This is a genomic window from Bradyrhizobium sp. 215_C5_N1_1 (genome assembly GCF_052075935.1).
Lineage (GTDB): Bacteria > Pseudomonadota > Alphaproteobacteria > Rhizobiales > Xanthobacteraceae > Bradyrhizobium > Bradyrhizobium barranii.
This window is the reverse complement of record NZ_CP197228.1, coordinates 6,434,502-6,459,707: the sequence shown is the minus strand read 5'-3', so window position 1 is coordinate 6,459,707 and position 25,206 is coordinate 6,434,502. Positions and strand designations below refer to the sequence as shown.

The window sequence follows — 25,206 nt, the reverse complement described above, 5'->3', positions numbered from 1 at the left end:
GCGCCCCGGCAAAACTAATTCCGGTCTGCGAAACATCGCTAGTACCAACTGACGAGGAAACCATGCAGTTCAAACACGTCACGCTCGATTTCGATGGCTCGGTCGCGATCCTCCGGCTCGACCATCAGGAGGTGATGAACGCGGTCTCCATGGACATGCTGGGCGGCCTCTCCGATGCCCTCGACGCGATCGAGGAGAAGAAGGGCGAGGTGCGCTGCGTGGTGCTGACTGGCGCGGGGCGGGCGTTCTGCACCGGCGCGAATCTGCAAGGGCGCAACAACCAGTCGAAGAAGACCAAGGCCGGCCTGACGCTCGAGACCGGCTTTCATCCCTTCCTGCGCCGCATCCGCAATCTGCATTGCCCGATCGTCACTGCCGTCAACGGCCCGGCCGCCGGCGCCGGCATGAGCTTCGCGCTGCTCGGCGACATGATTTTGTGCGCGCGGTCCTCTTACTTTCTTCAAGCCTTCCGCCGCATCGGCCTGGTGCCGGATTGCGGCTCGACCTGGCTGCTGCCGCGCCTGATCGGCCGGGCGCGTTCGGTCGAATTGTCGCTGATGGGCGAGCGCCTGCCGGCCGAGAAGGCGCTGGAATGGGGCCTCGTCAACCGCGTCTATGACGACGGCGTGCTGATGGAGGAGGCGATGAAGCTCGCGCGCGATCTCGCCAGCGGCCCGACGGTCGCGCTGTCGCTGATCCGCAAGCTCTACTGGGACAGCCCCGAAAATTCGTTCGAGGATCAGCTCAATCTCGAATTCCAGTGCCAGCTGCGTGCCGGCGACACGGACGATTTCCGTGAAGGCGTTGGCGCGTTCCTGGAGAAGCGCCCGGCGCAGTTCAAAGGCAAATGATCGAGGCCGAGCTCTCCCGCAGCGTCGCGCGCTGGTGCGAAGGGGCGACTGGCGTCACCGGCGCGGCAAAACTGTCCGGCGGCGCCAGCCAGGAAACCTGGCGCTTCGACATCGAGCATCCCGATGGGCCGATCGGCGCGATCCTGCGCCGCTCGCCGAAGGGCTATGGCGCCGCGCCGACGCGCGCGGCAGGTCTCGCCGCCGAAGCCCAGTTGATGCAGCTTGCCTATGAGGCGGGCGTGCCGTCGCCGCGCGTGATGCATGTGTTGACGCCCGACGAAAATCTCGGCACCGGCTTCATCATGCAGCGGGTCGAGGGCGAGACCATCGCCCGTAAGATTCTTCGCGATGATGAGTACGCGGCGGCGCGGCCGCGTCTCGCGCGGCAGATCGGCGGCGTGCTCGCCGGCCTGCACAAACTGCCACAGGACAAGCTGCCCGAGCTGCGCAGCCGGTCCGCGACCCAGGAGATCGGCGAGTTCGAGCGCGACTATCGCAGCCTGAACTGGCCAAAGCCCGTGTTCGAGCTGGCGCTGCGCTGGCTGCGCGACCATGATCCCGGCCCCTCGGCCGAGACCACGCTGGTGCACGGCGATTTCCGCAACGGCAATCTCATCATCGGCGCCGACGGCGTCCGCGCCGTGCTCGACTGGGAGCTCGCCCATCTCGGCGATCCCATGGAGGATCTCGGCTGGGTCTGCGTCAACTCCTGGCGCTTTGGTGAGATCGACAAGCCGGTGGGCGGTTTTGGCACACGCGAGGAATTGTTCGCCGGCTATGAGGCCGCGGGCCGCAAATGCGATCCTGCGCGCGTCAAATTCTGGGAAGTGATGGGCACGCTGCGCTGGGGCATCATGTGCGGCGGCATGATGCAGCGGTTCCGCGAGGGGCCGGATCATTCGATGGAACGCGCCATGATCGGCCGCCGCGCCAGCGAGACCGAGATCGATCTGTTGCGGCTGCTGGCGCCGCGCGGGAGCTGACACATGCAGGACGAACCGACACCGACCGAGCTGACCAAGGCGGTCGCCGATTTCCTCGGCAACGACATCACGCCGCTGATCTCCGGCCATCAGGCCTTCAAGCTGCGCGTCGCCATCAACATCCTCGACCTCGTGACGCGGCAGCTGACGCAGGAGGAGAGGAGCGACGCGAAGGAGGTGGAGCGGCTGCGCGCGCTGCTCGGCATGGACGGCCCGGTGGCCGATCTCAACCGCGCGCTCGCCGATCGCATCGCCAAGGGTGAGATTGATCTGGCAACGCCGGGGCTCGCCGAGCATCTCTGGCAGACCACAATGGATAAGCTAGCGGTCGACCAGCCGAACTATGCCTCATACAAGCGGGAGCTGGGGCGAGGCGGGTAGACGGTGCCATATTCTCCGCTGTCATCGCCCGCCTAGTGCGCAATTGCGCACAGGGGGGGCGATCCAGTATTCCAGAGACGGCAATGAGATGCGTTGAAGCCGCGGCGTACTGGATGCCCCGGTCAAGCCGGGGCATGACACCTGTGGTGTTGGGGCATCCGTCGTCGTGACGAGGAGAGCGGCGCTCTACTTCCCCACCCATTTCGGCGGCCGCTTCTCCGAGAATGCCTTCGGGCCCTCGATATAATCCTGCGAGGCCACCATCGCCTTCACCGCTGGATATTCCCGCTGCTCCTCGATCGCCTGCTCCAGCGAGACGGCGAGGCCCTTCTGGATGGTCTGCTTCGACGCCCGGATCGACATCGGCGAGTTCTTGGTGATCATCTCGGCCCAGCGCAGCGCGCCCGACAGGGCCTCACCCTGCGGCACCACCTCGTTGACGAAGCCGAGCTCATGGCCCTCCTTGGCGCTGACATGGCGCGCAGTGAGGATCATGCCCATGGCACGCTTGAGCCCGATCTGGCGCGGCAGCCGGTGCAGGCCGCCGGCGAGTGCGGCAAGGCCGACGCGCGGCTCGGGCAGGGCGAAGGTCGCATTCTCCGAGGCGATGATCAGGTCGCAGGCGAGCGCGATCTCGAAGCCGCCGCCCATGGCGACGCCGTTGACCGCGGCGATGATCGGCTTGTCGCAATCGAAGCGCGAGGTAAGGCCGGCAAAGCCGCCCTTGTCCCAGCCGCGCTTTCCGCCCGCCGCCTGCCACTTCAAATCGTTGCCGGCGCAGAACGCCTTGTCGCCGGCGCCGGTGACGATCGCGACCCACTGCTCGGGATCGGCTGAGAAATCGTCAAACACCTTCTGGAGCTCGAAATGCGCGTCGGTGTGCAGCGCGTTGTAGACCTCGGGCCGCGACAGCGTAACGATCGTGATCGGCCCCTTGCGTTCCACCTTTGAGAATTTCAGATCCATCGCGCGCTCCCGCATTTTCTCGTGAAGGAATATTGGCGTCATACTAGCGCGTGCCAGCGCCGCGACACCATCGAATTGCGCGGGCGCGCCTTGCGCCCGTCACACGCCTTGCCTTGCTTGACTTGCGCGCGCACTTCTCACCTTAATCGCGCGAAGCAAAAGCGCGGTTAGCGCCTTAACGCAAAACGACAAAACTACTCCGGGAGAGAGCCGTGGATTTCTCATTGCCTGCCGATCTCGTCGCCTATCTCGGAGAGCTCGATCGATTCATCGAACGCGAGATCAAGCCGCTCGAACAGGCCGACGACAACATCCGCTTCTTCGACCATCGCCGCGAATGGGCGCGCACCGATTTCGACAATGGCGGCCTGCCGCGCCATGAGTGGGAAGCGCTGCTGCGCAAGGCCAAGGATCTCGCGGACGCCGCCGGCCATCTGCGCTTTCCGGTGCCGAAGCAATATGGCGGCAAGGACGGCTCCAACCTCTGGATGGCTGTGATCCGCGAGCACTTTGCCGCCAAGGGTCTCGGCCTGCACAACGATCTTCAGAACGAGCACTCCATCGTCGGCAATTTTCCCGTTGTCACCATGCTCGATCGCTATGGCCGCGACGACCAGAAGGCGATGATCGGCGGCTCGATCAGGGGCAAGTACCGCATCACCTTTGGATTGACGGAGCCGCATCACGGCTCGGACGCGACGCACATGGAGACGCGCGCGGTGCCCGCGACCCGCGACAACGTCAAGGGCTGGATCATCAACGGCGAGAAGATGTGGACGACCGGCATGCACGTCGCCACGCATTGCGCGCTGTTCGCGCGCACCTCGGGCAATGACGGCGATGCCCGCGGCATCACCTGCTTCCTGGTGCCGGCCAAGAGCCATGGCGTGAAGGTCGAGGAGTACATGTGGACCTTCAACATGCCGACCGACCATCCGCGCGTCAGCTTTACGGACGTGTTCGTGCCTGAGGATGCGCTGTTCGGCGAAGTCGGCCGCGGCCTGTCGCTGGCGCAGTGCTTTGTCCACCAGAACCGCATCCGCCAGGCGGCAAGCTCGCTCGGCGCCGCCGTCTACTGCATCAACGAGAGTGTGAAGTACGCGCGCGAGCGAAAGCCGTTCGGCAAGGCGCTCGCCGAGAACCAGGCGATCCAGTTTCCGCTGGTCGAGCTCGCGACCCAAGCCGAGATGCTGCGCCTGTTGATCCGCAAGACAGCCTGGGAGATGGACCAGCTCAATGAGGAGCAGATCGAGCGCACGCTCTCCGACCGCGTCTCCATGTGCAACTACTGGGCAAACCGCCTCTGCTGCGAATCCGCCGACCGTGCCATGCAGGTCCACGGCGGCATGGGCTATTCACGCCACAAGCCGTTCGAGCACATCTACCGCCACCACCGCCGCTATCGCATCACGGAGGGGAGTGAGGAGATCCAGATGCGGAAGGTGGCGGGGTTCTTGTTCGGGTATATGGGGCCGGGGAAGCATTAGAGAGACGCTGCGATCTCTCCCCGAGTCGTCCCCGCGAATGCGGGGAGGACCCATAACCCCAGGGAGTAGTTTGAGGCGAGACGGCAACTCCGTGTCTTCGCCAAACTCCACCCTGTGGTTATGGGTCCCGGGCTCGCGCTGCGCGCGCCCCGGGACGACGACGCGGATAGAGCGGGGCTAATTCACCCGTCGGTCCTTCCCTACCCAATACGGCTCCCTCAGCTGCCGCCGCAAGATCTTGCCTGACGGATTCCGCGGCAGCGCCGGCAAGAACTCCACGCTCTTCGGTGTCTTGAATCCAGCGATACGTTCGCGGGTGAAGTTGATGATGTCGGTGGCGGTCGCCTGCTTGCCGGGCTTCATCACCACGACGGCCTTCACGGCTTCGCCCCATTTGTCGTCGGGCACGCCGATCACGGCGGCCTCGGCGACGTCAGGATGATCGCACAGCGCGCTCTCGACCTCGGCCGGGTAGATGTTCTCGCCGCCGGAGATGATCATGTCCTTGATGCGGTCGTGGATGTAGAGATAGCCGTCCTCGTCCATGTAGCCGGCGTCGCCCGTGCGCAGCCAGCCATCGCCGCGCAGGGTCGAGGCGGTCGCCTCCGGTAAATTCCAATAGCCGGCCATGTTGGAGCCCGAGCGCGTCGCGATCTCGCCGACCTCGCGCGGCGGCAGCGGTTTGCCGTCCGCATCCAGAATCGCGATCTCGACGCCCGGCAGCGCCTTGCCGGCCGAGCGCATCCGCTCGAGGCCCTCGACGTGGTCCTCCGGCGGCAGCGCGACGATGGTGCCTGTCGTCTCGGTCATGCCGTACATCTGCACGAAGCCGCATTTGAAGATCTCGATGCATTCCTTCAGCAGCGCCGCCGGAATGGGCGAGGCGCCATACAGCATGTATTTCAGGCGCGAGAAATCGACCGTCTTCGCGCGCGGCTGCCGTACCACGAACTGCATCGCCGCCGGCACCATGAACAGCTTGGTGATGCCCGACTGCTCGAAGAAATCCAGCACCTTGGTCGGATCGAACTCGCGCGCGATCACGCCGCGGGCGCCGTGATAGAGTCCCATCACGCCCCAGCCGGAGCCGCCGATGTGGAAGATCGGCATCGCCACCAGCGACACGTCGTCGGTCGACCACCGGTTCCACTCCGGCTTGTCCTCGGCATTGCCTGTTTGTACGAGGTTGAGGAAGTTCGCATGCGACAGCATCGCGCCTTTCGGCTTGCCTGTCGTGCCCGACGTGTAGAGCTGGATCGCGATGTCCTTCGTGTCGATCGGCACCTTCGGGTCGTCGCCGCTTTGCGCATCGCGCCAGGCCGTAAAATCCTGCCATTCCGGCGCGCCGCCTTCAGTGGTGATGACGGTGCGCACGCCAGGCAGCTGGTCCTTGATCTGGCGGACCTGCGCGATGAACTCCGGCCCGACGAACAGCACCGGCGCCTTGCAATCCGCGACGATGAACGCGATCTCGGGCCCGGCAAGCCGCCAGTTCACCGGCGCCATCACCACACCGGCCTTCATCGCGCCCATCAGCAGCTCGAAATAGAGATCGCTGTTCTTGCCGAGATAGGCGATGCGGTCGCCGCGTCTGACACCCATCGCGATCAACGCGTTGGCGACCTTGTTGGTCTTGACGTCAAACCCGGCAAAGCTGGTGAGGCGGCCCTCGAACTCGTAGGCGGTCGCGTTGCCGCGGCTGGTCGCGCGCTCGCGCACCATGTCGGCGAGATTCGCCAATGGCTGTGTGGTGGACATGTCTCTCCCGTGGCGTCTTGTTTTTATGTCTGGGAGTGTGGCGTCATCCGCGGGTGAAGACAAGATGGGAGAGGCCCCGCTGTCGTCCCGGACAAGCGAAGCGCCGATCCGGCAACTGTTATGTCGGCTTGACGTTCAGGTAGGGCTTCCTGTCGCGCATCATGGCGTTGAGGACCGTCAGCAGCTTCCTGGCGACGGCAATGAGGGCGAGTTTGGCTGGTTTGCCGGCCTGTCGCAATCGTACGTAAAAGACCTTGAACGGATCGGCCCGGCGGCCCGCGTTGAGAGCAGCCATGTAAAGGGCATCACGGACGCGCTTTCGGCCCCCGGCGATCTTACGTTTGCCACGGTAAGCCCCGCTGTCGACGTTGAAGGGAGCCAGGCCGGCTAGCGCTGCCACCTGCTTCGGTCCCACTTTTCCGAGTTCCGGCATCTGCGCGATCAGTTGCATGCAGGTTACGGGACCCACGCCAGGAAGTGAACGTATCAACTGCGCATCGCCCGAGATCTCCGGCTCGGTCTTGATCAGCGTGCTGATGTCGGCCTCGATCTCGGCGATCTCGCCGTCGAGGACCTCGATGAGACGGCCGATACGATCGGCCATGGCACGGTCGTCGGCCTCGCTGCGCCGGTTCTTCTCCTGCGCACGCATGAGGACCAGCTGATCCCGCCGTTTTGCGAGCCTCGCCAAGGCATTGCGGGCGGGATTGGCAATTTGCTCGGTGGCTGGCTTCAGGGCCCGCGCAAAGGCCGCCAGCATCCTCGCATCGATCGGGTCGGTCTTGGCGAGCTGGCCGCTGGCGCGCGCAAAGTCGCGAGCCCGGGCCGGGTTGATCCGCGCGAAGCGGATACCGGCCTGACCCAGCGCCTCGCGAAGTTCGAGATCATAGACACCCGTTGCCTCGAAGACGACCAGCACGTCGCATCGCCAACGCGCCACGATCTGTGTGATGGCCTGCGGCGCGTTGGCGATGCGCTCCGGCACACCCAAGCCCTCATCGAAGATATCGAGATGTTGTTTGGAGACGTCGATTCCGACGTAACGAAGGGGTATGATCACGGTGCCTGTCCCTGTGATGCGAGGTCTGTTGCCGCAGCCTCGTGCAACTGTTCAGGTTGATAGATGGAACGGGCGGGAGACCGGGCCGGATCACGGCGTCAAGCGCCAAGGACCCAACGGCTTCCCGCCCACTCCATCATGACAGGCTTCCAAGACACAGGGACCCAAAGCCACAGGGAGGAGTGTGGCGCGAGATCGGGTTGTGAGTCTTCGCCAAACCTCATCCTGGGGTTATGGGTCCCGGGCTCGCGCTATGCGCGCCCCGGGACGACAGCGGTGGGTGCATCACCCCCGCTTCGCCCGGTCCTTCTCGTTCTGCGCCATGATGCTCTCGCGCGCGGTTTTCCAGTCGTCGTCGCTCCAGTCGCGGAGCTGGTAGAAATTGCCGCCCATCGCCAGCGCCTGCGCGCCGTCCATCGCGATGGTCTCGCCGCTGATCCAGTCGCAGCCGCCGGAGATCAGGAACACCGCGAGGTTCTGCAATTCCTCCATGGTGCCGACGCGGCCCATCGGGTTCATCGCCTTGGTGCGCGCGCCGGCTTCGTCGCCGGGCTTGATGCGCTTGCTCATGCCCTCGGTCGGGATCTCGCCCGGCGCGATCGTGTTGAGGCGGATGCCGTAGCGGCCCCATTCGGTCGCGAGCGACATCGTCATGGCGTGGATCGCCGACTTGCTCATCGCGGACGGCACCACGTAAGGCGAGCCGTTGCGCACCCAGGTCGTGGTGATGGAAACGACATTGCCGGGCTGCTTCAAGGCGATCCAGCGCTTGCCGACCGCATGGGTCACATAGAACGTGCCGTGCATCACGATGTTGGCGACGGCATCGAAGCCGCGGGGCGAGAGCTCTTCGCTGCGCGAGATGAAATTGCCGGCCGCGTTGTTGATGAGATCGGTGAGGGGAGCGTCACGAAAGATGGTCTCGATCATCTCTTCGACCGCGAGCGCGTTGCGGATGTCGACGCCGTGGCTGGTGACGCGGCCACCATACTCAGCCATCAGCTCGGTCGCGGTCTCGTCGCACACGATCTTGCGCCGGCCGCAGATGTGCACCTCTGCTCCAAGCTGGAGGAAGCGCGCCGCCATCGACTTGCCGAGCCCGGTGCCGCCACCGGTGACAAGGATGTTCCGGCCGGCCAGAAGATTTTCCTTGAACATGGCTGTTTCCTCCGCAGGCATTGTCAGTTAATTGGTCGATTGACTAAATCCGGCCGCCGGCTTCCTGTAAAGCGGCACTGAACAAGAACAGGGGAGAATTCATCCATGGAAGAGCGCGTCTCGATCTCGATCTCGGAAGGCGTCGCCGACGTGCGCCTGGTGCGCGCGGACAAGATGAATGCGCTCGATCAGGCGATGTTCGAAGCCCTTGTTGCCGCAACCGACCGGCTTTCGAAGGAAAAGGGCGTGCGTGTCGTCGTGCTCTCGGGCGAAGGCCGCGCCTTCTGCGCCGGTCTCGACATGGGGCGTTTTGCCGCCATGAAGGAGACAGGCGGCAACGGAATTCCGGGTGGCGAAAATCGCGATCTCACCAAACGTACGCATGGCCAGGCGAACTTTCCGCAACAGGCGGTATGGGGCTGGCGCCAGCTTCCGGTTCCCGTGATCGCGGCCGTGCACGGCGTCGCTTTCGGCGGTGGGTTCCAGCTCTCGCTCGGTGCCGACATGCGCTTTCTCTCACCGGATGCGCGGATGTCGGTGATGGAGATCAAATGGGGCCTCGTGCCCGACATGGCCGGCACGCCGATCCTGGCCTCGCTCGTGCGCGACGACATCCTGCGCGATCTCACCTACACCGGCCGCATCTTCTCCGCACAGGAGGCGATGAGCTACGGCCTCGCGACGCGCATCTGCGACGACCCGCGCGCCACGGCTCTCGAAGTCGCGCGCGAAATCGCCGGCAAGAGCCCCGATGCGATCCGCGCCGCCAAGCGCCTGCTCAACAATCTCTCGGTCGATCCGGGCCCGGCGCTGCTCGCCGAGTCGGTCGAGCAGCAGAAGCTGATCGGCAGTGCGAACCAGACCGAAGCGGTGCGCTCCAATCTGGAGAAGCGCGAGGCGAGGTATGTAGACTGACAGGCTCTCCGTCATGGCCGGGCAGAAGCGCGAAGCGCGTCTTCGCGCTAGATGTCCCGGCCATCCACGTTCTTGGTCAGAAGCGGCAAGCAAGAACGTGGATCACCGGGACAAGCCCGGTGATGACGACTAACTGGCAACGTCGCTAAACAACAAAGAAAAACAAAAATGAGCGAAACGTCCCCATTCCTCGGCATCGTCTCCGGCGAGCGCCGCCGCACCCATGCCGAAGTCGCCAACCGCGCTGATCGCATCGCGAGCGGCCTCGCCAAAATCGGCGTCAAGCAGGGCGATTGCGTCTGCATGCTGATGCGCAACGATATCGCCTTCCTCGAAGCCGCCTACGCCGCGATGCGGCTCGGGGCCTATGGCGTGCCGATCAACTGGCACTTCAAGCCGGAGGAGATCAACTACATCCTCGGGGATACCGGCACGTCCGTGCTGATTGGACATGCCGACATGCTGCACGCCCTGCGCGATGCCATTCCGAAAGGCGTCACCGTGCTCAGCGTGCCGACCCCGCTGGAGATCCTGTCCAACTACAAGATCGACCCCGATCACCTGAAGACGCCGGACTTCGCGATCGATTTCGAATCCTGGCTCGCACAGTACCCGCCCTACGACGGCCCGGTCGTGCCGCAGCCCATGAACATGATCTACACGTCAGGGACGACCGGCCATCCAAAGGGCGTGCGGCGCAATGCGCCCACGCCGGAACAGGCGGCGGCCGGCGAGCGCATGCGTGCGATGATCTATGGGCTCAAGCCCGGCGCCCGCGCGATCCTGCCGGGCCCGCTCTATCACTCCGCGCCGAACTCGTTCGGCATCCGCGCCGGCAAGCTCGGCGGCGCACTGGTGCTGATGCCACGGTTCGAGGCCGAAGAATTTCTGGACCTGATCGAACGATACAAGATCGACACCATCTTCATGGTCCCGACCATGTTCATTCGCCTGATGAAGCTGCCTGAGGCGGTGCGCAGGAAGTATGATGTCTCCTCGCTCCGCCACATCATCCACGCCGCCGCGCCATGTCCGGCCGACGTCAAGCGCGCGATGATCGAGTGGTGGGGGCCGGTGATCTACGAATTCTACGGCTCGACTGAATCCAGCGCCGTCACCTTCGCGACCCCCGAGGATGCGCTCAAAAAGCCCGGCACCGTCGGCAGGATTTCGCCGGGCGCCGAGCTGCGCTTCATCGGCGACGACGGCCGCGTGCTGGGCGTGGGCGAGATCGGCGAGATCTATTCCCGCATGGCCGAAATGGCTGACTTCACTTACCACAACAAGCCGGAGAAGCGCGCCGAGATCGACCGCGACGGCTTCATCACCTCCGGCGACGTCGGCTATATCGACGAGGACGGCTACGTCTTCATCTGCGACCGCAAGCGCGACATGGTGATCTCAGGCGGCGTCAACATCTATCCGGCCGAGATCGAATCCGTGCTCCACGCCGTGCCCGGCGTGCATGATTGCGCCGTGTTCGGCATCCCCGATGCCGAGTTCGGCGAGGCGCTGATGGCGGTGGTCGAGCCGCAACCAGGTGTCACGCTCGATGCCGGCGATATCCGCACCCGGCTCAAGGGCTCGCTCGCCGACTACAAGGTGCCCAAGCACATCGAGATCCGCACGAGCCTGCCGCGCGAAGACTCCGGAAAAATATTCAAGCGCCGCCTGCGTGATCCCTATTGGGAGCAGGCGGGGCGGAAGATTTGAAAGCCTTGTAGCCCGGATGGAGCGAAGCGCAATCCGGGGCGGTGCTCGCGTCAGAAAGACCCCGGATTTCGCTTCGCTCCATCCGGGCTACGAACACAGGAACGAATGATCATGACCGACGCCGCAAACGAAGTCCTCTATGAGGTCGCCGACCACATCGCGGTGATCACGCTGAATGCGCCGGAGCGCATGAACACGATCTCCGGCCCGATGCTGAACGATCTGGCGCGGCTGCTGACCGAGGCCAATGAGGACCGCAACGTCCGGGTCGTGATCCTCACCGGCAAGGGGCGGGCATTCTGCGCCGGCCTCGATTTGCGCAAGGAGCGCGACGGCAATGGCCTCAGCGCCGCGTCTTCGCCGACCACGATCAATCTGCGCAACACGCCGCCGACCGTGCTTCAGGCGATGGACAAGCCGACCATCTGCGCCGTCAACGGCGGCGCCGCTGGTTACGGCATGGACACCGCGCTCGGCTGCGATATCCGCATCATGGCGGAGTCCTCGAAGCTTGCGGCGGCCTTCGTCAAGCGCGGCGTCGTGCCGGAATCCGGCGGCACCTGGCTGCTGCCTCGGATGCTCGGCTGGGCCAAGGCTTCCGAGCTGATCTTCACCGGCCGGACGCTCAGCGCCCGCGAGTGTCTGGAATGGGGCCTCGCCAACGAGGTCGTGCCGGATGCCGACTTGATGGGCCGCGCCCGCGCCATCGCCCGCGAAATCGCAGCCAACGCGCCGCTCGCGGTGCAGGCCTCCAAGCGCATGATGCGGATGGGCCTCAACGAGAACTTCTCCGATCACGTTCACCACGTCTACCTCCAGCTTCTGCCGCTGTTCAAGACACAGGACATGGCCGAGGGCATGAAGGCGTTCATGGAGAAGCGTGAGCCGAAGTTCGAGGGGCGGTAGGCGCCGCCTGATCGCGCACGCTGGAGTAGCAATCAGTAATCGGCTCGGCTAGGTTGACGTTCCCACGCCAACCGCTTGCGATCGCCGATGCCCTCATACCGCGCCAGCTTCTTCGAAGTTCCTCATGCGGCCCTTTACGCGCTAATGACGGTGACCGTCCTGGCGTCGGGATTCTGCTTCATCCAGGCAGGCAGTCCGGCGGCGCCGGCAGAGTTGCTGTATCGCTATGGCGGCATGTATTCGGGCGCAATCGCGCGGCATGAGTACTGGCGCCTGCTCGCCTATGGCTTCCTGCATGTCAACTTCGTCCACCTCACCATGAACATGTTGTGCCTCGTGCTGTGGGGCGGACATCTCGAGCGGCGAGTGGGACCGGCCTATTTCCTCATCATCTATCTCTGCGCGATGGTGTTCGGCGCCGTCATCGGCAATGGCATCCATTCCACGCCCTATTTGACCGTCGGCGCGTCCGGCGCCACGTCGGGCATTTTGGGTGCGCTGCTCTGCCTGTGGATCCTCGGCAAGCTCGACGTCAGGTTCGACTTCTTCGCCATCAACATCGGATTGAACATCGCGTTTGCGCTCGGCAATTCGCGGATCGACTGGGGCGTCCATCTCGGCGGCTTTGCGGCCGGATTGATCGCCTGCGCATTGCTGGACCTCATCGAGAAGGCGAATCCTTACGCGCTTCGTTGCAAATTTCCCGAAGCCGTGAAGGTCAATCTCACTCTGTTGGCCTGTGTTGCTGCTGCGTGGGCTTGGAGCGGTCAGGCCATCGCCGCCGGGATTTCCGGATGGGGCCTGGCCATCGTTGTCGTGGTCGCATGCTGTGCGGTCGTGAAGGTGGTTGATCTCGTCCTCTCCATGAAGAAGGGTCTTGCGATCGTCGTGGTCGCCCTGGCTGGAGCGAATGCTGTCACCGTCCTGCTGTGCGGTTTGGCTCTGGCATCTTCTTGCAGTCCGCGCTGGCCAACCGGGTCCGCTCCACTCGATAATCTTCTCGTCATATTCTGTCCCAATCCTGTTCTGATCTCGGGGCTGGCCGCGATCGGTGCCGCCGCGGTGACGCTGTGGCTCTGCGCAAGGGAAATTTCGCGCGGGATCGAGGATGTCGGATTTGTCGGCACATCGCTGCGTGCCGAACGCAGCCGGCGTCATGGACTATGACCGCGGAGGTCGTGCTATAAGAGGGCTCATTGACCCCGGATCATCCCAAGGTTCCTAAATCTAATGGCCCCCGTTTCCATTCTGCTCAACGTGATCTGGATTCTCATCGGCGGTGCCTGGATGGCATTCGGCTGGCTGGTGGCTTCCGTCATCATGGCCATTACCATCATCGGCCTTCCCTGGGCGCGGGCGGCGTTCAACATCGCGGTCTACGCCCTGCTGCCGTTCGGCTCGCGCGCGGTCAACCGCGACGAGGTCACCGGTATGGGCGATATCGGCACCGGCCCGCTCGGGGTGATCGGGAACATTATCTGGTTCGTGCTGGCCGGCTGGTGGCTGGCACTCGGCCACGTGCTGACAGCCGTGATCTTCGCCGTCACCATCATCGGCATTCCCTTTGCCTGGGCCCATCTGAAGCTCGCGGGGATCGCGCTCTGGCCGATCGGCAAGGTGATCGTGCCGGCCTAGCCGCAAGGAGTGATCGCCCCTTTCAGTGTGCGCCGCCCCCAACTTCATCTTGCGCTGCGGCAAAAAACTTGCACACTCGGCGGAGCCGGGCAGCGAAGCGAGCTCGAACAAGGAAGCGAGCCATGTCCCTCCAGACCGTGCCACCCGACGCCATCGACAACCGCGCGAACCGCGCTGAGGACGCCCAGGCGCTGGAGGCAGATGCGCGGCTGCGTGACGACATCCGCCTGCTCGGGCGTATCCTGGGCGACACCGTGCGCGACCAGGAAGGTGCTGAGTTGTTCGACCTGGTCGAGCGCATTCGCCAGACCTCGATCCGGTTCCACCGCGACGAGGACCGGCTCGCCCGTCGCGAGCTCGAGCAGATCCTCGACAGCATGTCGACCTCCGAGACGGTGCGGATCGTCCGCGCCTTCAGCTATTTCTCCCACCTCGCCAACATCGCCGAGGACCAGAACAACATTCGCCAGATGCGCGCCCGCAGTGCCGCCCAGAGCTCTGGTTCCGGCGTGCTGGCGGAGACGCTGGCCCATGCCAGGGACGCCGGGATCAGCTCCGATGTGCTGCGCAATTTCTTCAAGACCGCGCTGGTCAGCCCGGTCCTGACCGCGCACCCGACCGAGGTCCGCCGCAAGAGCACCATGGACCGCGAGATGGAGGTCGCCAGCCTGCTGGACCGCCGCGAGCGTGTAGCGCTCACCGCGGACGAGGCCGCTGCCAGCGACGAGCAGCTTCGCCGCGAGGTGCTGACGCTGTGGCAGACCAATCTCTTGCGCCGGACCAAGCTCACCGTGCTCGACGAGGTCGCCAACGGCCTGTCGTTCTACGATTACACCTTCCTGCGCGAGGTGCCGCGGCTGGTCAACGTGCTCGAAGACCGACTGGAGGAGGCTGGCGAGGCGGCTGCAAGCGAGCTCGCCTCGTTCCTGCGCATGGGCAGCTGGATCGGCGGCGACCGCGACGGCAATCCCTTCGTCACCGCCGACGTGATGCGCGGGACGCTGCGGCTGCAGTCGAGCCGGGTGATGCAATTCTATCTCAACGAGCTGCATGTGCTCGGCTCGGAGCTGTCGATCGCGGCGCACCTCGCCGACGTCTCCGAGGAGCTGCGGACGCTGGCGGAACGCTCGCCCGACACCTCGCCGCACCGGAGCGGCGAGCCTTATCGTCTCGCGGTCTCCGGCATCTATGCGCGCCTGACGGCGACGGCCGAAAAGCTCGAGGTCGAGATCACGCGCCGGCCGGTCGGCAAGGGCAGGCCCTACGAGACCGTCAGGGAGCTGCAGGCCGATCTCGATGTGCTGCACCGTTCGCTGATCTCCAACAATGCCCGCGTCATCGCCCGCGGCCGGCTGCGGCTGCTGCGGCGTGCGGTGGATTGCTTCGGCTTCCATCTGGCGCGGCTCGACATCCGCCAGAATTCTGCTGTGCACGAACGTACCATCGCCGAGCTGATGGACGCCGCCAATCCCGGCATGTCCTATCTCGCGCTGGGCGAGGACGCGCGCATCTCGCTGCTCACCAATGAATTGCGCAGCACGCGCTCGCTGGTCTCGCCATTCGTCAAATACAGCGACGAGACCATGGGCGAGCTCAACGTCTTCCATTCCGCCGCGGAGGCGCATGCGAAGTTCGGCTCGGACGCCATTCCCCAATGCATCATCTCGATGTGCAAGGGCATGTCCGACATGCTCGAGGTGGCCGTGCTGCTCAAGGAGGTCGGCCTCGTTCATCCCTCCGGGCGCAGCGCCATCAACATTGTGCCGCTGTTCGAAACCATCGAGGATTTGCAGGCCTCCAGCGCCATCATGGATCGCATGCTGTCGCTGCACGATTACCGCCGCCTCGTCGACAGCCGCGGCAGCGTGCAGGAGGTCATGCTCGGCTATTCCGACTCGAACAAGGATGGCGGCTTCGTCACCTCGGGCTGGGAGCTCTACAAGGCCGAAATCGGCCTCGTCGACGTGTTCGAGCGCCACAGCGTGCGACTGCGCCTGTTCCACGGTCGCGGCGGCTCGGTCGGCCGCGGCGGCGGCCCGAGCTATGACGCCATCATCGCCCAGCCCGGCGGCGCGGTGAACGGGCAGATCCGCATCACCGAGCAGGGCGAGATCATCTCGTCGAAATATTCCAACGCCGAAGTCGGCCGCAACAATCTGGAGATCCTCGCTGCCGCGACGCTGGAGGCGAGCCTGCTGCATCCGCGCCAGAGCGCGCCGCGCCGCGAATATCTCACCGCGATGGACGAGCTTTCAAATTTGGCTTTCAAGGCCTATCGCGGCCTCGTCTACGAGACCGACGGTTTCGTCGATTACTTCTGGGCCTCCACCGTCATCAACGAGATCGCGACGCTGAACATCGGCAGCCGTCCCGCCTCGCGCAAGAAGACTCGGGCGATCGAGGATCTGCGCGCCATTCCGTGGGTGTTCTCCTGGGCGCAGTGCCGCCTGATGCTGCCCGGCTGGTACGGCTTTGGCAGCGCGGTCGAGCAGTGGATCGCGGAGCATCCCGACAAGGGCATGCCGTTCCTGAAGGAGCTCTACAGGGAATGGCCGTTCTTCCGCATGCTGCTGTCGAACATGGACATGGTGCTGGCGAAAAGCTCGATCGCGATCGCCTCGCGCTATGCCGAGCTCGTGCCGGACGAAGCCTTGCGCGAAAAAATCTTCGGCCGGATCCGCCGCGAATGGCATTCCTGCATCGAGACGCTGCTCGACATCATGGGCCAGGACCGGCTGCTCCAGGGCAACCCGCTGCTGGAGCGCTCGGTGCGCCACCGCTTCCCCTATCTCGATCCGCTCAACCACGTGCAGGTCGAGCTGCTCAAGGAGCATCGCGCGCAGAACCCGGACGAGCAGGTGCTGCGCGGGATTCAGCTCACGATCAACGGCATTTCGGCCGGATTGCGGAATACGGGGTAGTAGGGCGAGTAGCGAACAGAAGGCGTGCCGCTGCCGACTATTCGCTACTCACCATTCGCTATTCGTTGATGTTCACGGCTTTAGTGCGCCCTGCACACCGGTGTACACAGCATAGAGCGATGTCGAGCCACAGATATAGAGTCTGTTTCGCTGCTGCCCGCCGAAGCTCAGGTTGGCGACGGTTTCCGGGATGTGAATTTTGCCAAGCAGTTGGCCGTTGGCCGTATAGCAGCGCACGCCGTCTTCGTTCGGATCGCCCCAGCCCACCGAACACCAGACCCGTCCTTCGGTGTCACAGCGGACGCCGTCGGTGATGCTTGGCTTTGGCATCTCGGCGAAGACCTTGCTGTTCGACACTTTCCCCGCCGCCACGTCGAGGTCGAACACGCGGATATGCGATGGGTTGTCCGGTCCGTCCGTGAACCCGGTCTCGCAGATGTAGAGCTTCTTCTCGTCGGGCGAGATGGTGATCCCGTTGGGCTCCACAAAATCGTCGATGACGACCTTGACGTCGCCGGTTTTCGGGTCGACGCGGTAGACGTTCTTCTTCTCCTGCTCGGGGTCGGCCTTGATGCCCTCATAGAAGCCACCGATGCCGTAGGCCGGATCGGTGAACCAGATCGCGCCATCGGCGGTAACGACCGCATCGTTCGGCGAGTTCAGTCGTTTGCCATTGAATTTGTCGGCAATAATGGTGATCGAGCCGTCGAGTTCGGTGCGCGTCACACGCCGCCCGCTATGCTCGCACGTGATCAGGCGTCCTTCGCGATCGATCGTGTTGCCGTTCGAGTTCATCGAGGGTTGACGGTAGACGCTGGTATGACCGTCATCCTCCGAGAAGCGCATGATGCGATTGTTGGGGATGTCGCTGAACAGCAGATATCGTCCGGCTGCAAAATACACGGGACCTTCAGCCCATCGGAAGCCGGTTGCAACACGCTCGACCGCCATGGTGCCGGCGAAGGCCGGGAAGTCGGCAGGCCCGAACGTTGGCGGCCCCTTCTTCGCGGATTCCAGACGGGAGTCCGGGTAGCGGCTGCCGGGAAGCGGTCCCAAGGGCAACGGGGCCGTCGATATCGTCGGAGTGCCGGTCTGGCCGAACGGCGTGACGGAGGCCGCCAGGGCTGCGTTCATGGTGACGCCCGTCGCGGCTACTGCAGCCGCCGCGCCCTTCAAGAGGGTGCGGCGCCCGAGGCAAGGCTCGTCAGTATCGGCAGAATTGGTCAGTGATTTTGTCATAGTCGCCTCCCGTTTTTTGTTGGAAGGAAACCATTCGCCCGCAATCGGGCGTAATGCGGGCGATCTCCGGCCGGACAACCGGAGATCGCAATGCAACAATAGCTGGGAGAACGGCTAGACGGGATCCCAGGGGAAGATGTCGGCCGAACGGTCGAGCTTGTAGAACGAGCCCTTCAGTGCCGGCATGCCGTGTTCCGCGATCGTTTGCGGCGTCCAGCCCTCGCTGCGATGAACCGAGCGCAGCGGGCGGTTCTGGCTGAACAGGAACAGCTCGTTCATGCGTGCGCCGAAGATCTGCCCGGAGACGTCCTTGGCGGCATCGGAGAGCAGATAGGCGCAGATCGGCGCGATCTTCTCCGGTCCCATTTGCTTGATCTTCTCGACGCGCGCCTTCTCGGCTTCGGTCTCGGTCGGGATGGTGCCGATCATGCGGGTCCAGGCGAACGGCGAGACGCAGTTGGAGCGGACGTTGAAGCGGCCCATGTCGAGCGCGATCGACTTTGACAGGCCGATGATGCCGAGCTTGGCCGCGGCGTAGTTGGCTTGGCCAAAATTGCCGATCAGGCCGGAGGTCGAGGTGAAGTGCACGAAGGAGCCGCTCTCCTGCTCGCGAAAGATCCGCGCCGCGGCGTGGCTGACGTAGAACGAGCCCATCAGGTGAACCTTGATGACGGCCTCGAACGCTTCCACGCTCATCTTGTGGAAGATCATGTCACGCAAGATGCCGGCATTGTTGACGACGCCGTCGAGCTTGCCGAAATGATCGGTCGCGGTCTTCACGATCTTGCTGGCGGGGACAGCCTCCGCCACCGACTCGAAATTGGGCACCGCGATGCCGCCGCGCTTCTTGATCTCGTCGACCACCTCCTCGGCGGGCGAAGCGCTGGAACCGGCGCCGTCGGCGGCAACACCGGGGTCGTTGACGACGACCTTGGCGCCCTCCGCCGCGCAGAGCAGCGCGATCTCGCGCCCGATGCCGCGGCCCGCGCCGGTGACGATGATGACCTTGTCTTGAAGTGATTTGCTCATGTGGGTTCTCCGCTAGCCGTTCCAATTTCCGCCGTCATTCCGGGATGCGCCGCAAGGCGCAGGCCCGGAATCCATACTCCCGATCGTGGTTATGGATTCCGGGCTCGTCGCTGACGCGACGCCCCGGAATGACAGTCGTTACCTCTCGTTCGTAAACACGATCGTGCCTGATGCCGCGAACATGCCGCCGACGCCGTGGCACACCGAAATCTTCGCATTCGGCACCTGGGCCGGGGCAATCCCGCGCATCTGGCGTACGCTCTCCTGGAGTGCGTACATGCCGTACATGCCCGAATGCATGTAGGACAGGCCGCCACCATTGGTGTTGAGCGGCAGCTTGCCGCCGGGGCGCGTGTTGCCATCCGCGATGAATTGGCCGGTTTCCTCGTGCGGCATGAAGCCGAGGTCGCCAAGGCCGAACAGCGGCAGATGCGCAAACGCATCGTAGATCATGAGATGGTCGACATCCCGGTGCGCGATGCCGGCTTCCTTAAAGGCGAGGGGGCCGGCAGTCTTGAACGCGCGCGAGGAGTTGAACGTTTCCATCTGGCTGACCATCGGCGTCTCCACGCTCTCGCCGGTGCCCATGATGTAGACGGGCTTCCTCGGAAAATCCTTGGCGCGGTCGGCCGAGGTCAGGATCAGCGCGCCGCCGCCGTCAGTGACGAGGCAGCACTGGAGCAGCCGGAACGGATAGGCGATCATGCGCGAGTTGAGGACATCAGCGACCGTGATCGGGTCCTTCATCATCGCGCGGGGATTTTTGGCCGCCCATTCCCGCTGCACCACCGCCACCGAGGCGAGCTGCTCATGCGTGATGCCGTAGGTCTTCATGAAGCGCAGCACGGGGATCGGGAACATGCTGGGTGGCCCGTAGATGCCGTAGGGCGCCTCGAACTGTCCTTGCAGGCTGTCGGCGGGGATCGAGCGCGGCGCCTTGCCGATCATCGACTTGCCGCTCTCGGCATGGGTGATCAGCACGGTCTTGCAGAGACCGGCCTCGATCGCCGCGGCGGCATGGCGAACATGCAGCATGAAGGAGCAGCCGCCGACCGAGGTGCCGTCCACCCAGGTAGGCTTGATGCCGAGATAATGGCAGACCTGCTGCGGCGTTTCGACCGCGGTGGCAAAGCCGTCGATGTCGGAGAGTTTCAGCCCGGCATCCGCGATGGCGTTGAGCGCCGCATCCGCGTGGAGCTGGAGCTGCGACATATTGGGGATGACACCGAGCTCGGTGGTCTCGGCCGCGCCGACGACGGCAACCTGGTTGCTGCGCATGGCCTATCCCTTCGCCGGACGGAACACGGGGAGGGTGATCTTGTCGTCGAGCGCCTGGAAGGCGACTTCGAGCTTCATGTCGAGCTCCAGCGCCTCCGGCGTCTGCGGACAGTCGATGATGTTGCTCATCATCCGCGGTCCTTCGGCAAGCTCGACCACCGCGATCGCATAAGGCGGTGTGAAGCCGGGAGCGGCGGGACGATGATTGATCACGTAGCTGTAGAGGAAACCGTTGCCACTCTCGCCTTGAAGATGCTGACCTTGCGCGAGGCGCAGGACGGGCAGAACGGGCGCGGCGGGAAATAGACATGCGCGCAGGCGTCGCAGCGCTGCAAACGCAATTCGCCCGCTTTCGTGCCGTCCCAGAAATGCTGGGTCTCCGGCGTCGGTTTCGGGCGCGCGCGCTGCGGTTCGGCCATGTCGGAAAACCCTCCCAAAGGCAATTCTTGCTAATGCCTGGGCTTCACGCCTGGCTGTTTCGATCTTGATGCGACAATCGACCATCGCGCGTCAACGGTCCAGCAATGCGCATGCATGCCATCATGCGCACAATGCTTGTGTCGAACCGAGGCGGCGCTATAGATTGCGCGCGCAATATTCCGTGAGACAGACATGCCCGATTTTCCGACACTGGCGAAACTCGCCGACGACCTCGAAAGCGGCCGCACGACCTCCCGCAAGCTGGTCGAGGCATGCCTCGCCAGGATCGCCGACCCGGCCGGCGAGGGCCAACGCACATTCATCCACGTCGACAAGGACGCCGCGCTCGCAACCGCGGATGCGATGGACGGCTTGCGCAAGGCCAAGGCGGCGCCGTCGCGCTATGCCGGTATCCCGGTCTCGATCAAGGATCTCTTCGACATCAAGGGCCAGGTCACGCGCGCCGGCTCCCGCGCGCTCGACGATTCTGCGCCGGCCGATCAGGACGCCGCGACGGTGGCGCGGCTGCGCAAGGCCGGCTTCGTCGTGATCGGGCGGACCAACATGACCGAGTTCGCCTATTCCGGCATCGGCATCAATCCGCATTACGGCACGCCGAAGGGCGCCTGGAACCGAGCCGAGGGACACGTGCCCGGCGGCTCGTCCTCGGGCGCCGCGGTGTCCGTGCTCGACGGCATGGCGCATGGCGCGCTCGGCACCGACACCGGCGGCTCCTGCCGGATTCCGGCCGCCTTCAACGGCATCGTCGGCTACAAGCCGACGCAGCGCCGCGTGCCGCTGGACGGCTCCGTGCCGCTGTCCTTCTCGCTCGACAGCATCGGGCCGCTGGCGCGGTCGGTCAGCTGCTGTGCCATTCTCGATGCCGTGCTCGCGAACGAGCCGATCGTCCCGCTGAAGCCGCGGCCGGTAAAGGGCATGCGGCTCGCAGTGCCGACCACGATTGCGCTCGACGATCTCGATGCGGACGTGGCCTCGACGTTCGAGCGCGCGCTCAAGAGCCTCGCCGATCACGGTGCGATCATCGAGCGGATCGAGATGGCCGAATTTCACGACATCGGCCCGATGAACGCCAAGGGCGGCTTTGCGGCGTCCGAAAGCTATGCCTGGCATCGCTACCTCATTACGGCCAAGGGCGACGTCTACGACCCCAGGGTCTCCGTGCGCATCATGCGCGGCGAGGCGCAGAGCGCTGCCGATTACATCGATCTCCTCAACGAGCGCCGCTCGCTGATCGTGCGCGTCAATGCGCGCGTCGCGCCCTATGACGCGCTGGTGCTGCCCACCACCGCCAACACGCCGCCGAAGATTTCCGATCTCGCCGATGACAAGGCGTTCACCAGGGAAAACCTGCGGGCGCTGCGCAATTGCACCCTCATCAACATGATCGACGGCTGCGCCATCTCGCTGCCCGCGCATCGCGAGGGTGACGTTCCTGTCGGCCTGATGCTGGCGGGCGCGGGCGGATCTGACCGTCGTATTTTCGAGCTTGCTGCCGGCATGGAGGCCGTAATTCGTGTTTGACCTGACTTTCACCGTTGACGCCCAGGACACCACCACGCCGCTGACATTGGCGATCGACCAGATGGTCATTGCGGGCTGGACCGGCCGCGATCCCGTCGCGCGCGACAAGCACATCGCCGAGCTGCAAGAGATGGGCATCGCCCCGCCGGCCTCGACGCCGATCTACTACCGCGCCTCGGCGCGCCGGCTGACCCAGGAAGACGGCATCGAATGCTGTGGCGGCGATTCCTCCGGCGAGGTCGAATTCGTGCTGATCGGCTGGCAGGGCCGCATCTTCGTCGGCTGCGGCTCCGACCATACCGACCGCAAGGTCGAGGCCTACAACGTCACGGTCTCCAAGCAGATGTGCGACAAGCCGGTCGCATCCACGCTCTGGGAGCTCGAGGACGTCATCGGTCATTGGGACAGGATGATCCTGCGCTCCTACGCCACCATCAAGGGCGAGCGCGTGCTCTACCAGGAGGGCACGCTGGACGCGATGCTGCCGGTCGCCGACCTCATCGCGCGCGGCTTTGAGGGTGGCAAGTTCCCCGACGGCTGCGCCATGTTCGGCGGCACCTTTGCTGCCAAGGGCGGCATCCGCCCGGCGGACCGGTTCGAGTTCGAGCTCGAGGATCCGGTGCTGAAACGGACGATCAAGCACGGGTACGACGTGACGACGCTGCCGGTGCGAGGCTGATACCCCTCCGCCGTCATTGCGAGGAGCCCTTGCGACGAAGCAATCCAGGATCCCTCTGCGGAAAGACTCTGGATTGCTTCGCTGCGCTCGCAATGACGAGGAGATAGTCGGGAATCGGGTGGCAAAGGGCGGGCCGGTCTTGCGAAGGTGGCAGTCATGACAGCAACGGCACGCAAATCACCCCCTAAGCCCTCAGTCGACCTCGCCACCCACGTCGACGCCCTCGACTGGCCTCAAATCACCGTCGAGCTCGATGCCCAGGGCAGCGCCGTCCTGAAGGATCTGCTGACGCCGGACCAATGCCGCGCCATCGCCGCGCTCTATCCCGATGATGCGGGCTTCCGCAGCCGCATCGTCATGGGCCGCCACGGGTTTGGCCGTGGCGAGTACAAATATTTCTCCTACCCGCTGCCCGATCTGATCGCGGAGCTCCGCCCGGCGCTCTATGCGCATCTTCAGGGCGTTGCCAATCGTTGGAACGAGGCGATGGGGATCGACATCCGTTATCCAGCCGCGCATGCGGCGTTCCTCAAGCGCTGCCACGAGGCAGGCCAGGCGCGGCCGACGCCGCTGCTGCTGCAGTACGAGACCGGCGATTTCAACTGCCTGCACCAGGATCTCTATGGCGAGCACGTGTTTCCGCTCCAGGTCGCGATCCTCTTGTCCGAGCCGGGACGCGATTTTACCGGCGGTGAGTTCGTGCTGACCGAGCAGCGCCCGCGCATGCAGTCGCGCGCCGAGGTCGTGCCGCTGGCGCAGGGCGACGCTGTGGCCTTTGCCGTGCATCACCGCCCGGTGCAGGGGACACGCGGCACCTACCGCGTTAATCTCCGCCATGGCGTCAGCCGGATCAGGTCCGGCCAGCGTCATACGCTGGGTGTGATCTTCCATGATGCCAAATGAGCGCTGCGATTGACGGGTGATCTGTTCGACACGGCCGCCGAGGCACAGCCGTCGCGTGAGGAGATCGCCGACGGCGCCGTGTTGCTGCGCGGATTCGTCAGGCCGATCGAGAGCGAGCTGATCGCCGCCGTGCGCGCGATCGTGGCGCAGTCGCCGTTCCGCCGCATGACCACGCCCGGCGGCCACCTGATGTCGGTGGCGATGACCAATTGCGGCGAGCGCGGCTGGATCACCGATCACACCGGCTATCGCTATGATCCGATCGATCCGCGAACCGGCGCGCCATGGCCCCAGATGCCGACGGTGCTTCGCGACCTGGCTCGAGGCGCGGCGGAGCAGGGCGGGTTCACCGACTTTGCGCCCGACGCCTGCCTCGTCAATCGCTACGAACCCGGCACGCGGCTGTCGCTGCATCAGGACAAGGACGAGCTGGACTATTCGGCCCCGATCGTCTCGGTCTCGCTCGGGCTGCCCGCGACCTTCCTGTTTGGCGGCCTGGCGCGCAGCGACAAGTCACGCCGCTTCCGGCTCGTCCATGGCGACGTCGTGGTCTGGGGCGGGCCGAGCCGACTCGCCTATCACGGCGTCGCGCCGCTCGCCGATGGCGAGCACGCCCTGCTCGGGCGGCAGCGGATCAATCTGACGTTCCGCAGGACGCGGTGAATCAAGCAGAGTGCTTGCTCGCAGGAAATCGGCTAGACTTGGGGCTACCCGAGTACGAAAGTCGAGGGGCCCATGCAGCAAATACCGGGATGGCTGAGCACGGCGCTGATCGGTGCTGTGATTGCAGCCTTGGGGTATGTCTCGAAGCTTGCGATCGAAAGTGCTCTTCAATGGAGGGCGGCCCGTACTGCGCGGCGCGCTCAGCTTGTTCACCTGCTATCCCTGCTGCTGGCGACGAGGAAGGCCTTCATTATACAGAACGCGCTGGCACGGCGGCTCTGCGACGAAATCACTCGTGCTCATCCGGAGCTAGATGGGTCGTATGACAACGTTCTTGCCCACGGATATCTCTCTTTGGACGACCGACAGAAGTTAGAGCATGGCGTCATCCGCAATTATACGAGCAACTGTTTGTACCCACTGAACTTGCAAATCATCGATTGGCTTTCGAAGGACGATTATTTCAAAGGCGGAGGCAGACAACAACAGGCCAAAGAGCTCTCAGTAAGATTGCAGACGCTTTTTGCTCATTTGGTATTGTGGCGCGCCAAGTACGAGTTTTGGATACCTTCCAGGCCGGAGCGCGCCATCGTATACATGGCTGACGAGGATGCTCACGGCATAAGTTTTCCCACCGGTATCGAGGACCTGATTTCTCGCGTGGCCGATGACATGATCGGCTCGCCGGGCGAGGCGGCGACTGGGAAGAGCCCGTGAGA

The 25,206-nt window shown here is 64.3% G+C and carries 22 protein-coding genes and 1 pseudogene; 15 read left to right on the top strand and 8 right to left on the bottom strand.

All coding sequences use genetic code 11. The annotated features are described in order from the left end of the window. Positions 1 to 62: 62 nt before the first annotated feature. The 3 genes from AB7G19_RS31045 to AB7G19_RS31035 are packed head-to-tail and all read left to right on the top strand — an operon-like array spanning position 63 to position 2,215. A complete protein-coding gene (locus AB7G19_RS31045; protein ID WP_028146899.1) occupies positions 63 to 851 on the top strand; it encodes an enoyl-CoA hydratase/isomerase in 789 nt (262 codons plus the stop codon). After that, the gene (locus AB7G19_RS31040; protein ID WP_085403931.1) at positions 848 to 1,834 is read left to right on the top strand and encodes a phosphotransferase family protein; all 987 of its coding nucleotides are present in this window, start codon (positions 848 to 850) and stop codon (positions 1,832 to 1,834) included. Before AB7G19_RS31045 ends, AB7G19_RS31040 begins: the two co-directional genes overlap by 4 nt. 3 nt (positions 1,835 to 1,837) lie before the next feature. After that, the gene (locus AB7G19_RS31035; RefSeq protein WP_085403930.1) at positions 1,838 to 2,215 is read left to right on the top strand and encodes a DUF6285 domain-containing protein; all 378 of its coding nucleotides are present in this window, start codon (positions 1,838 to 1,840) and stop codon (positions 2,213 to 2,215) included. A gap of 186 nt (positions 2,216 to 2,401) precedes the next feature. On the opposite strand, the gene AB7G19_RS31030 is transcribed toward AB7G19_RS31035, so the two are convergent. Continuing rightward, the gene (locus AB7G19_RS31030) at positions 2,402 to 3,181 is read right to left on the bottom strand and encodes an enoyl-CoA hydratase-related protein (protein WP_085403929.1); all 780 of its coding nucleotides are present in this window, start codon (positions 3,179 to 3,181) and stop codon (positions 2,402 to 2,404) included. A 212-nt stretch (positions 3,182 to 3,393) separates the two neighbouring features. On the opposite strand from AB7G19_RS31030, the gene AB7G19_RS31025 reads away from it, so the two are divergent. Next, on the top strand, positions 3,394 to 4,668 hold the full coding sequence (locus AB7G19_RS31025) for an acyl-CoA dehydrogenase family protein (RefSeq protein ID WP_441268724.1): 1,275 nt from the start codon (positions 3,394 to 3,396) through the stop codon (positions 4,666 to 4,668). Between the two features lie 177 nt (positions 4,669 to 4,845). On the opposite strand, the gene AB7G19_RS31020 is transcribed toward AB7G19_RS31025, so the two are convergent. From AB7G19_RS31020 to AB7G19_RS31010, 3 genes are all read right to left on the bottom strand, one after another. Further along, entirely contained in the window at positions 4,846 to 6,426 is a 1,581-nt protein-coding gene (locus AB7G19_RS31020) for a fatty acid--CoA ligase (protein ID WP_085403927.1), read from the bottom strand. A gap of 118 nt (positions 6,427 to 6,544) precedes the next feature. Further along, on the bottom strand, positions 6,545 to 7,486 hold the full coding sequence (locus AB7G19_RS31015; protein WP_085403926.1) for an IS110 family transposase: 942 nt from the start codon (positions 7,484 to 7,486) through the stop codon (positions 6,545 to 6,547). A 285-nt stretch (positions 7,487 to 7,771) separates the two neighbouring features. Continuing rightward, positions 7,772 to 8,644 (bottom strand): SDR family oxidoreductase, encoded by an 873-nt coding sequence (locus tag AB7G19_RS31010; RefSeq protein WP_063986558.1) that lies wholly within the window; start codon positions 8,642 to 8,644, stop codon positions 7,772 to 7,774. Between the two features lie 105 nt (positions 8,645 to 8,749). Between AB7G19_RS31010 and AB7G19_RS31005 the strand changes: the two genes are divergently transcribed. From AB7G19_RS31005 to ppc, 6 genes are all read left to right on the top strand, one after another. Further along, the gene (locus AB7G19_RS31005) at positions 8,750 to 9,559 is read left to right on the top strand and encodes a crotonase/enoyl-CoA hydratase family protein (protein ID WP_085403925.1); all 810 of its coding nucleotides are present in this window, start codon (positions 8,750 to 8,752) and stop codon (positions 9,557 to 9,559) included. 168 nt (positions 9,560 to 9,727) lie between these two features. Continuing rightward, positions 9,728 to 11,272, top strand: a complete 1,545-nt coding sequence (locus tag AB7G19_RS31000) for an acyl-CoA synthetase (protein WP_085403924.1) — start codon at positions 9,728 to 9,730, stop codon at positions 11,270 to 11,272. A 111-nt stretch (positions 11,273 to 11,383) separates the two neighbouring features. Further along, positions 11,384 to 12,178, top strand: coding sequence for an enoyl-CoA hydratase/isomerase family protein (locus AB7G19_RS30995; protein WP_085403971.1), 795 nt, complete (start codon positions 11,384 to 11,386; stop codon positions 12,176 to 12,178). Positions 12,179 to 12,265: 87 nt separating this feature from the next. Continuing rightward, positions 12,266 to 13,345, top strand: a complete 1,080-nt coding sequence (locus AB7G19_RS30990) for a rhomboid family intramembrane serine protease (RefSeq protein ID WP_085403923.1) — start codon at positions 12,266 to 12,268, stop codon at positions 13,343 to 13,345. Between the two features lie 63 nt (positions 13,346 to 13,408). After that, positions 13,409 to 13,813, top strand: a complete 405-nt coding sequence (locus AB7G19_RS30985) for a YccF domain-containing protein (RefSeq protein ID WP_071915736.1) — start codon at positions 13,409 to 13,411, stop codon at positions 13,811 to 13,813. A gap of 122 nt (positions 13,814 to 13,935) precedes the next feature. After that, positions 13,936 to 16,734 carry a phosphoenolpyruvate carboxylase gene (gene ppc, locus AB7G19_RS30980; RefSeq protein ID WP_085403922.1) on the top strand — a complete coding sequence of 933 codons (2,799 nt, stop codon included), beginning with the start codon at positions 13,936 to 13,938 and terminating at the stop codon, positions 16,732 to 16,734. Between the two features lie 72 nt (positions 16,735 to 16,806). Here ppc and AB7G19_RS30975 read toward each other — a convergent pair whose 3' ends face one another. The 4 genes and pseudogenes from AB7G19_RS30975 to AB7G19_RS30960 all read right to left on the bottom strand — a co-directional run bounded on the left by AB7G19_RS30975 (position 16,807) and on the right by AB7G19_RS30960 (position 20,699). After that, a complete protein-coding gene (locus AB7G19_RS30975; protein ID WP_085403921.1) occupies positions 16,807 to 17,973 on the bottom strand; it encodes an SMP-30/gluconolactonase/LRE family protein in 1,167 nt (388 codons plus the stop codon). Positions 17,974 to 18,087: 114 nt separating this feature from the next. Further along, the gene (locus AB7G19_RS30970; protein ID WP_085403920.1) at positions 18,088 to 19,002 is read right to left on the bottom strand and encodes an SDR family oxidoreductase; all 915 of its coding nucleotides are present in this window, start codon (positions 19,000 to 19,002) and stop codon (positions 18,088 to 18,090) included. Positions 19,003 to 19,140: 138 nt separating this feature from the next. Beyond that, a complete protein-coding gene (locus AB7G19_RS30965; protein ID WP_085403919.1) occupies positions 19,141 to 20,280 on the bottom strand; it encodes a thiolase C-terminal domain-containing protein in 1,140 nt (379 codons plus the stop codon). 3 nt (positions 20,281 to 20,283) lie between these two features. Further along, a pseudogene (locus AB7G19_RS30960) lies at positions 20,284 to 20,699 on the bottom strand (Zn-ribbon domain-containing OB-fold protein). A gap of 193 nt (positions 20,700 to 20,892) precedes the next feature. Between AB7G19_RS30960 and AB7G19_RS30955 the strand changes: the two are divergent. From AB7G19_RS30955 to AB7G19_RS30935, 5 genes are all read left to right on the top strand, one after another. Next, positions 20,893 to 22,242, top strand: coding sequence for an amidase (locus AB7G19_RS30955; protein WP_085403917.1), 1,350 nt, complete (start codon positions 20,893 to 20,895; stop codon positions 22,240 to 22,242). Next, complete coding sequence (locus AB7G19_RS30950) at positions 22,235 to 22,921, top strand: DUF2848 domain-containing protein (RefSeq protein ID WP_085403916.1); 687 nt, start codon at positions 22,235 to 22,237, stop codon at positions 22,919 to 22,921. Before AB7G19_RS30955 ends, AB7G19_RS30950 begins: the two co-directional genes overlap by 8 nt. 156 nt (positions 22,922 to 23,077) lie before the next feature. Continuing rightward, complete coding sequence (locus tag AB7G19_RS30945; RefSeq protein WP_085403915.1) at positions 23,078 to 23,824, top strand: 2OG-Fe(II) oxygenase; 747 nt, start codon at positions 23,078 to 23,080, stop codon at positions 23,822 to 23,824. A gap of 9 nt (positions 23,825 to 23,833) precedes the next feature. Next, positions 23,834 to 24,487: a DNA oxidative demethylase AlkB gene (gene alkB / locus AB7G19_RS30940; RefSeq protein WP_085403914.1), complete on the top strand. Its 654-nt coding sequence runs from the start codon at positions 23,834 to 23,836 to the stop codon at positions 24,485 to 24,487. Between the two features lie 72 nt (positions 24,488 to 24,559). Beyond that, positions 24,560 to 25,204 carry a hypothetical protein gene (locus AB7G19_RS30935; protein ID WP_028146918.1) on the top strand — a complete coding sequence of 215 codons (645 nt, stop codon included), beginning with the start codon at positions 24,560 to 24,562 and terminating at the stop codon, positions 25,202 to 25,204. Positions 25,205 to 25,206: the final 2 nt, after the last annotated feature.

What these genes read in the sequence shown, in the direction of transcription:
- AB7G19_RS31035 (WP_085403930.1), top strand. Translation starts at nt 1,838, where the DNA reads ATGCAGGACGAACCGACACCGACCGAGCTGACCAAGGCGGTCGCCGAT.
- AB7G19_RS30975 (WP_085403921.1), bottom strand. Translation starts at nt 17,973, where the DNA reads ATGACAAAATCACTGACCAATTCTGCCGATACTGACGAGCCTTGCCTC.
- AB7G19_RS30935 (WP_028146918.1), top strand. Translation starts at nt 24,560, where the DNA reads ATGCAGCAAATACCGGGATGGCTGAGCACGGCGCTGATCGGTGCTGTG.
- AB7G19_RS31020 (WP_085403927.1), bottom strand. Translation starts at nt 6,426, where the DNA reads ATGTCCACCACACAGCCATTGGCGAATCTCGCCGACATGGTGCGCGAG.
- AB7G19_RS30965 (WP_085403919.1), bottom strand. Translation starts at nt 20,280, where the DNA reads ATGCGCAGCAACCAGGTTGCCGTCGTCGGCGCGGCCGAGACCACCGAG.
- AB7G19_RS31000 (WP_085403924.1), top strand. Translation starts at nt 9,728, where the DNA reads ATGAGCGAAACGTCCCCATTCCTCGGCATCGTCTCCGGCGAGCGCCGC.
- AB7G19_RS31010 (WP_063986558.1), bottom strand. Translation starts at nt 8,644, where the DNA reads ATGTTCAAGGAAAATCTTCTGGCCGGCCGGAACATCCTTGTCACCGGT.
- AB7G19_RS31030 (WP_085403929.1), bottom strand. Translation starts at nt 3,181, where the DNA reads ATGGATCTGAAATTCTCAAAGGTGGAACGCAAGGGGCCGATCACGATC.
- AB7G19_RS31005 (WP_085403925.1), top strand. Translation starts at nt 8,750, where the DNA reads ATGGAAGAGCGCGTCTCGATCTCGATCTCGGAAGGCGTCGCCGACGTG.
- AB7G19_RS30985 (WP_071915736.1), top strand. Translation starts at nt 13,409, where the DNA reads ATGGCCCCCGTTTCCATTCTGCTCAACGTGATCTGGATTCTCATCGGC.
- AB7G19_RS31045 (WP_028146899.1), top strand. Translation starts at nt 63, where the DNA reads ATGCAGTTCAAACACGTCACGCTCGATTTCGATGGCTCGGTCGCGATC.
- AB7G19_RS30945 (WP_085403915.1), top strand. Translation starts at nt 23,078, where the DNA reads ATGACAGCAACGGCACGCAAATCACCCCCTAAGCCCTCAGTCGACCTC.
- AB7G19_RS31040 (WP_085403931.1), top strand. Translation starts at nt 848, where the DNA reads ATGATCGAGGCCGAGCTCTCCCGCAGCGTCGCGCGCTGGTGCGAAGGG.
- AB7G19_RS30970 (WP_085403920.1), bottom strand. Translation starts at nt 19,002, where the DNA reads ATGAGCAAATCACTTCAAGACAAGGTCATCATCGTCACCGGCGCGGGC.
- AB7G19_RS30995 (WP_085403971.1), top strand. Translation starts at nt 11,384, where the DNA reads ATGACCGACGCCGCAAACGAAGTCCTCTATGAGGTCGCCGACCACATC.
- ppc (WP_085403922.1), top strand. Translation starts at nt 13,936, where the DNA reads ATGTCCCTCCAGACCGTGCCACCCGACGCCATCGACAACCGCGCGAAC.
- AB7G19_RS30955 (WP_085403917.1), top strand. Translation starts at nt 20,893, where the DNA reads ATGCCCGATTTTCCGACACTGGCGAAACTCGCCGACGACCTCGAAAGC.
- AB7G19_RS30990 (WP_085403923.1), top strand. Translation starts at nt 12,266, where the DNA reads ATGCCCTCATACCGCGCCAGCTTCTTCGAAGTTCCTCATGCGGCCCTT.